This is a genomic window from Clostridium sp. UBA6640 (assembly GCF_002455975.1).
Classification (GTDB): domain Bacteria; phylum Bacillota; class Clostridia; order Clostridiales; family Clostridiaceae; genus Clostridium_J.
Genome location: NZ_DKLM01000105.1, coordinates 38,089 through 44,393, shown reverse-complemented (window position 1 = coordinate 44,393; position 6,305 = coordinate 38,089). Strand labels below are relative to the sequence as shown.

Annotated in this window: 9 protein-coding genes; all 9 read right to left on the bottom strand. The window is 28.9% G+C overall.

What is annotated here, in order from left to right; genetic code table 11:
- Positions 1 to 120 precede the first annotated feature (120 nt).
- Positions 121 to 255: a hypothetical protein gene (locus B2W91_RS11675; RefSeq protein WP_291581055.1), complete on the bottom strand. Its 135-nt coding sequence runs from the start codon at positions 253 to 255 to the stop codon at positions 121 to 123.
- 178 nt (positions 256 to 433) lie between these two features.
- Positions 434 to 877 carry a GNAT family N-acetyltransferase gene (locus B2W91_RS11670; RefSeq protein WP_291581053.1) on the bottom strand — a complete coding sequence of 148 codons (444 nt, stop codon included), beginning with the start codon at positions 875 to 877 and terminating at the stop codon, positions 434 to 436.
- A gap of 169 nt (positions 878 to 1,046) precedes the next feature.
- Complete coding sequence (locus B2W91_RS11665; RefSeq protein ID WP_291581051.1) at positions 1,047 to 1,298, bottom strand: kinase to dihydroxyacetone kinase; 252 nt, start codon at positions 1,296 to 1,298, stop codon at positions 1,047 to 1,049.
- A gap of 125 nt (positions 1,299 to 1,423) precedes the next feature.
- Positions 1,424 to 2,230, bottom strand: a complete 807-nt coding sequence (locus tag B2W91_RS11660; protein WP_291581048.1) for an APH(3') family aminoglycoside O-phosphotransferase — start codon at positions 2,228 to 2,230, stop codon at positions 1,424 to 1,426.
- Positions 2,231 to 2,427: 197 nt separating this feature from the next.
- Entirely contained in the window at positions 2,428 to 2,967 is a 540-nt protein-coding gene (locus B2W91_RS11655; RefSeq protein ID WP_291581047.1) for a GNAT family N-acetyltransferase, read from the bottom strand.
- 460 nt (positions 2,968 to 3,427) lie between these two features.
- Positions 3,428 to 4,009, bottom strand: coding sequence for a GNAT family N-acetyltransferase (locus B2W91_RS11650; RefSeq protein WP_291581046.1), 582 nt, complete (start codon positions 4,007 to 4,009; stop codon positions 3,428 to 3,430).
- Positions 4,010 to 4,172: 163 nt separating this feature from the next.
- A complete protein-coding gene (locus tag B2W91_RS11645) occupies positions 4,173 to 4,760 on the bottom strand; it encodes a GNAT family N-acetyltransferase (RefSeq protein WP_291581045.1) in 588 nt (195 codons plus the stop codon).
- 154 nt (positions 4,761 to 4,914) lie between these two features.
- On the bottom strand, positions 4,915 to 5,775 hold the full coding sequence (locus B2W91_RS11640) for a hypothetical protein (protein ID WP_291581044.1): 861 nt from the start codon (positions 5,773 to 5,775) through the stop codon (positions 4,915 to 4,917).
- A gap of 310 nt (positions 5,776 to 6,085) precedes the next feature.
- On the bottom strand, positions 6,086 to 6,305 hold a 220-nt coding region (locus tag B2W91_RS11635), incomplete at its 5' end, for an ASCH domain-containing protein (RefSeq protein ID WP_291581042.1).

The window sequence follows — 6,305 nt, the reverse complement described above, 5'->3', positions numbered from 1 at the left end:
TATTTTTGCCCCTCCTTAATTTTTGTAAATTAAGGCAAAGACCTATGAAAAAGTAAGCTCATGTATTATGAGAGCCTAGTTTCTAGCATCTCAAGAAAAATATTTAATTAAAGATGCCTTTTAGCTAATAGATACATTAGGCTCCAAGCAAAGCATAGCTAACTGAGTCATTATGGTCTTTGCTTGAAGCATATCATTTACAGTACAATTAAATATGTTATAACTTCTCATAGTAAATATGTTATAACTTCTCATAGAACATCACTCCTTTTTAAGTCATAATATATAATTATGCATTTAACTATGAATTCCTTCTATTTTATCCAATTTTTATCTTATAAAAGCTATAATTAAATTTCTACATCGATATAAATATATTTACTCAATTTATAAAGAGAGTTAGTAATAATATGTAGTCCAAGTAATTTTATATTTATACTTCATAATTTTTTCTAAATCCCATAATTTTTCTAAATTTATTTTTTGTATAAAACTCATAGACCTCTTCATCTGCAAGTAATTCTATTCTTGTTTTAGGATATAGCTGATGACAAATATCTAATAAAGCTTTTCCTATCCCTTTTCCTCTATAAGCTCTATGTACTATAATCTCTGCTATAAAGGTAGTGATATTACCATCTGTAAGACCTCGTACTAGTCCAACTATTTTATCTCCTTCAACGGCTACAATGGCAATATTAGAATTTTTCCATGCTTCTAAAGCATCCTTATCTCTATTTATAAATGTTATCCATCCTTCTTCTTTATACAAGTTTTGAATAGAAGAAAAATCACTTTCTTTAAATCTTCTAACACTGACGTCTTGTATTAATTCAATGTTAAATAATGATTTATCATTTATAATATAATCTTCCATAAAAAACCCTCCAATCTATATTAAGAAAAAAACTAATTTATAAAACTCTTACTATAAATAATTAAAGTCATTATAAATAGATTATTTTATAATTTATTTGAAATTGTTTATATAAATCTATATATTTCTAATTAGATAAATTGAAATTTGCAACAATTTTTTATACTGTTTAACCTTGAAGACCATTAGACTGCCTTTCCATATTTTCTATAACAATATCGTGAATATCACCTAGTGAAGAAGAGTACTCAAGCACTTTCCATGGGGTATTTGTGTGAAAATGAATTTTAATCAATTCCTCATCACCAACTACAAGTAAACAATCACCTTCAATATTTTTTGTAATATACTCGTTTATTTTATCTTCTGAAAGACTCTCTCCTTCAATCAATAATTGCGTGTCAAATTTATATTCAATCATAATTATCCTCCTCTTATATCTGTTCTAAATTTATCTGTATACTTGAAATAGATTATAGCACAATATATTTGCTTCTAAAATAATAAGGTATTTTTATAAGTTATTCACTTTTTTTACTTGTGATTTTAAAATCTAATATTATGAATTAAGTAACTACAGATTATACTCAAACTTAAAACAATACATCTAATTAAAATATAGTATTTTATCTTTTCCCAATTTGGTTCTATCCCCAACTCTCTTATGAACATATCCGTATATTTGGGTTCAAAATCCATTAGTTCACGAACGCATAATGCAATATCTTGATAAAAATCACTTATACCAGCTCGTCCCATATCTATAAAGTCTATAATCCCTGTTCCATTCGTAAAGTAATTATTAAAACAATAGTCCCCATGGGAAAAAGTCAGTTTTTCTTCTGTCTTATTCTCTATAAGGTATCTATATACATCTTCGGGAGCATATAATCCCTCTGTATATAGATTTTCATCTATTCTTCCTGTTATGCCACTTTCAATTTTTTCTCTTGCCTTCTCTAATTTTGCATCTATCCTACTATCAAAGGGGCAATCATTAACATCCACACTTTGTAATAATTTGATCCCCTTGGCAGCTAATTCTAGTAGCTTTTCTGGTCTACTGCGATAAGTATCATCCTCTAGTATCTTACCTTTCGCAGCTTCAATTAACATATATGAAACATTATCCTCTACAACTCTACAAACAACTTTTGGTACTGGCAGTTTCCCTATAAGCCACTGATACATATCATATTCTCTTATAACCTCATCATTTATCTTTTCAATCTTTAAAAAGAATTCTTTACAAGTATCATAGTAACGAATCACCTTTGCTCTTGACATACCTTCCTTACATTCTTCAGACTGCATCAATACTATTAGGTCTTTTATCTGTTTTGGTAAGTACATATTATACCTTCACTCATACTTATTAGGGCCTCTAATTCTTAATTTATAATCTTAAGTGTAATCTCTGATTGATTTATTATCACTTATCTTTTATATTTATTATTCCATTAATCAATTTCCAAATTATGAATTCAACTAATTTACAATTCATCATATATGCTTTCTCATATCCCTCTTTATAATATAATGTTATATCTTTAACACTTAAAGTCATTCCAATTTACTGGAGTAACTTTTCCATTTTGCCAATCCTCTTTTGTAATGCCATATCCAATTGCATCATATGCTTTTCCATCATTACCTACCCATGCTTTTCGGTAGTGTGATTCTTTAAGAAAACCACACTTATGGAATACACATCTCATAGCATAATTATCCTGCCTTGTATTACCCTCTATCCTATTCTTATCAGAGTAATTATTAAATATATAGTCAACAATCCACTTCACAGTGCTTGTCCCAATTCCCGTGCCTTTGTACTTACTAGAAATTCTTATATCAAATAATGGATCACCATCTTCTAAATCATAAATTCTTATCATTCCTACCTTTATATCTTGGTCTAAAATAACCCAAAATGTTTTGCAGTCATCCCCAGTGTAATATTGATTTTCATAACTCTTTCTAATTCTTTCTGGCTTTGGATTTGGTGTTCCATAAAACTCCCAAGTATCTGATGTTAAAAACTCTATCAAAGCATCAATTTCATCTTTAAATTCTTTAAATAGTATTTTCATTATTTTCTTTCCTCCCATAAAAATTATAAGTATTTCGATTTAGAGATTTACGTTAAAACCTACATATCCTCCATGTTACACCACTCAACACACTTTTAATATCCATAAAAAGTCCACCCATATTTTACTTTCATAACTTAAATCTCATTCATTTCACAAGTTAAAGTAATCTGAGCTTAATTTATACTAAGAATTGCTCCCTATAAGAATATTACAGATGACTATTATATAATTTATAATAGTCAGACTCACCCATATATTTTTATAGCTATATAGAACTCATAACAAATTTAAAACATCCTATTATCTAATCTTCAAATGAGGCTTCTATTAATTAGTTCATCACATATTGGTAGGATGAAAGAAAAATACCGCATGTTCACATTGAATAATACGATATTGTGAATAAATTATATAATTGTTACGCTCTAAAAGAACATTGTGTGTTAATTGGATACGCTTATAATCCTGTACAATTTGTATTATTTATGACATAAATCATATGATCAGTCCACTCATCAGATTCAAAAATAAATCCTTTTCGGATACATTCAAACTTCATTCCTGCTGCTTCTGCGGTCTTTTGAGAAGCTATGTTGCCCAAATTTATATGCGCTTCCAGCCGATGAAAGCAAAGTTCATTAAAAGATATATCAATCATAGCCTTCACCATCTCACTTCCATAACCCTTACCCCAATGCTGGTTGAGTAGCCAATACCCAATTTCTGCCCACTGAAAATTCCTTCGCTTAATAGTTTTTACAATAACTCCACCGATATAGCTCCCATCCTCCTTTTTAAATACTTTAAACTCATATGCTCTATCACTTTTTGCATGCTGTTCTAAAGTATCTGCAGTTTCTTTGCAGAAAGATTCTGTAAAAATATCTGTTAGCTCAATCTCTTCTCCATCATATTTGTTTTGCAGTGCACCCTGACCTTTTAAACCACACTGAATTGTTTCAAAATCTTCATCCCTCATTGGCCTCACTACAAGCCTTTGAGATTCTCTTCTAATACTCATATAATCCGTTATTTGCATTTATTAACCTCCAAAAATTGGAATAATTACTTATTCACTTTCTTTAAATCCTAACTTTTTAGTATTCATTACATAGAAATACATCTTAATAAAACATGACTTTTCAAAGAACATGTGTTACTTTTGATTCATTTAATAGTCATAAAATGAATGAAGAAAACACTCATTTTATTCCCTTCTTCATTTTTATTTGATACCCAAATCCCTGAATAATAGTAAAAAAATTAAAGCTTTTTTTATATGCCTTAAATCCCAATTTCTCATATAGTCGTTTTGCATTGGTGTTTTTGGATAGCACTTCTAAATAACATTCATCGTATTCTGGTAATTGGCATACAAAATCTAACAGCTTTGTAGCTATTCCTTTTCTACGCATATCTGCATCAGTAGTCAAGTAATCAATATATAAGTCGGAATCCTTCTTTACTGCTGGAGTTTCTGCAATCAACTTAAGCTGTTTATATATCATCATTCCTTTAATTTTTCCGAATATTTTTTGACATACTTGGATATCAAAACAAAATACTCTTTTCTTATTTGTGCCAATCCCAAGAATTCCAACAATTTTTTCCTTATAGCAACAAACATAAATCATTGAAGTATCCAAAGATGGTAAAAAGAGTTCAACTAATTCAAACTTATTTTCTGTAAATAAGAATATATTTCTAAATCCATCAACAAATAATTCAACAGCTTCACGTTTTTTTGTTTCATGTAAATCACTAAGACAATATACCTGTAAATCAACCATATACACAATCTCCTATTAAATAAATAGTGATAATTTTATAATATTTAGTACACTTTCTATACACTAATTAATTTTATATAATCTGTAGTATTTGTGATTTTTTATTTATAAAGCAAGAAGATTCCGATTCTTCAATGAATATTAATTTAATAAACTAAAGTATACATTTATAACATCTATATTTATCTTTAATCTCAAAACCTGCAGCTAAAGCTGAATTTAATTCATCAGGGCAATCTTCATCAATAAAATATACAATTTCCTTTAATGTACCAAATTCATTATATAACTGCATCAACATTTCATCGATTAAGATACTTTCAATACCACTATTTTTATATTCTTCATCAATAAACAAACCAAAAACTTCTTTTTCTTTTGGGTCTAGTAATCCCTTAACAAAAATACTTCCGTGAATCCCTTCATCTTGCCTAAAAGCAAATACTCGAAAGCTATCTATATTCTTTTGCAAATTTTTACTATTATAATACATTCCTAAAGGAATAGCATATTTATCATGAAATATAGCGTACTCTTTAAAATCACTTTCAGTAATTTTTTCTACATGATCATGTTTCTGATTCATACGTGGTTCTAAATTATATAGCCTGGTGTCATTACTATAACTAACGCATTCAATATTCTTTTTCTTAAAAAATTGGTTTGCATCTTTATTGGAAAGAGGTACACCTATTAATAGTTCATATCCTGGTAATTGCTTTCTTATATAATCAACTAATTCTTCTGCAATTTGTTCATAATTTTCCCTTATTAAAAACATTTCTGTTGATGCATATTTCTCATCATATTCCCAGTAATAAACACACACTCCTGATAATACATCTTCCTGATAGCAAGCTACTATATTTCTATTATCTGAACGAATAGCTCTTTCAATATTTTCTTTAATATTCTTCATTGATTCCCTTCTTGGATAACTAGCATGTAAATCATTTTGACTTAATTCCCATGCAAAATCAATTATTTCCTCAAATTTATAAATTGTTTTTATCATTGTTCATTCCTCATTTATCATTAATATTTAAATTTGTGTTTAGCTCAATTTATTAGTTCATAATCATAAAATTTGCTCTTGATAATTTTATGATTATGAACTAAGTTCTCTCATATACTACTTTAAAATCTTCAAAAATCACTGGCATATCTTCGCTAAACTCATATCCAAGTTCAGTTCCCTCTTCCTTAAAGAAACAAAAATTCCTATAAGCTTCGCATTACTGCGTCAGTTTCAGTCACTGTGGTACTCATTTACCTTAGTAAACTCTGTTCCTCGTTCCTTCACTTCCTTGTACTGCTTGCTTCTATTAATTTTTAGAGAGAACATGTTCAGCACGCCAAGATTCTAATGTATCATCCTCGCCCTCTCGCTTACAAATATCATAGGTAATATCTGAAAATGGAATAATTGTTACTGCAATTGTTTCAATAACACATCGTGGTACACCTTCCCAGTTAGTAATAATACTTAAATCACCAACCTCGGGTACACGCTCACCTTCAATTTCATACCCCCATAAACTACAG

Bases quoted from the DNA above. Each gene is read 5' to 3' on its own strand.
- B2W91_RS11665 (WP_291581051.1), bottom strand. From the start codon at position 1,298: ATGATTGAATATAAATTTGACACGCAATTATTGATTGAAGGAGAGAGT.
- B2W91_RS11645 (WP_291581045.1), bottom strand. From the start codon at position 4,760: ATGGTTGATTTACAGGTATATTGTCTTAGTGATTTACATGAAACAAAA.
- B2W91_RS11675 (WP_291581055.1), bottom strand. From the start codon at position 255: ATGAGAAGTTATAACATATTTACTATGAGAAGTTATAACATATTTAAT.
- B2W91_RS11640 (WP_291581044.1), bottom strand. From the start codon at position 5,775: ATGATAAAAACAATTTATAAATTTGAGGAAATAATTGATTTTGCATGG.
- B2W91_RS11660 (WP_291581048.1), bottom strand. From the start codon at position 2,230: ATGTACTTACCAAAACAGATAAAAGACCTAATAGTATTGATGCAGTCT.
- B2W91_RS11670 (WP_291581053.1), bottom strand. From the start codon at position 877: ATGGAAGATTATATTATAAATGATAAATCATTATTTAACATTGAATTA.
- B2W91_RS11655 (WP_291581047.1), bottom strand. From the start codon at position 2,967: ATGAAAATACTATTTAAAGAATTTAAAGATGAAATTGATGCTTTGATA.
- B2W91_RS11650 (WP_291581046.1), bottom strand. From the start codon at position 4,009: ATGCAAATAACGGATTATATGAGTATTAGAAGAGAATCTCAAAGGCTT.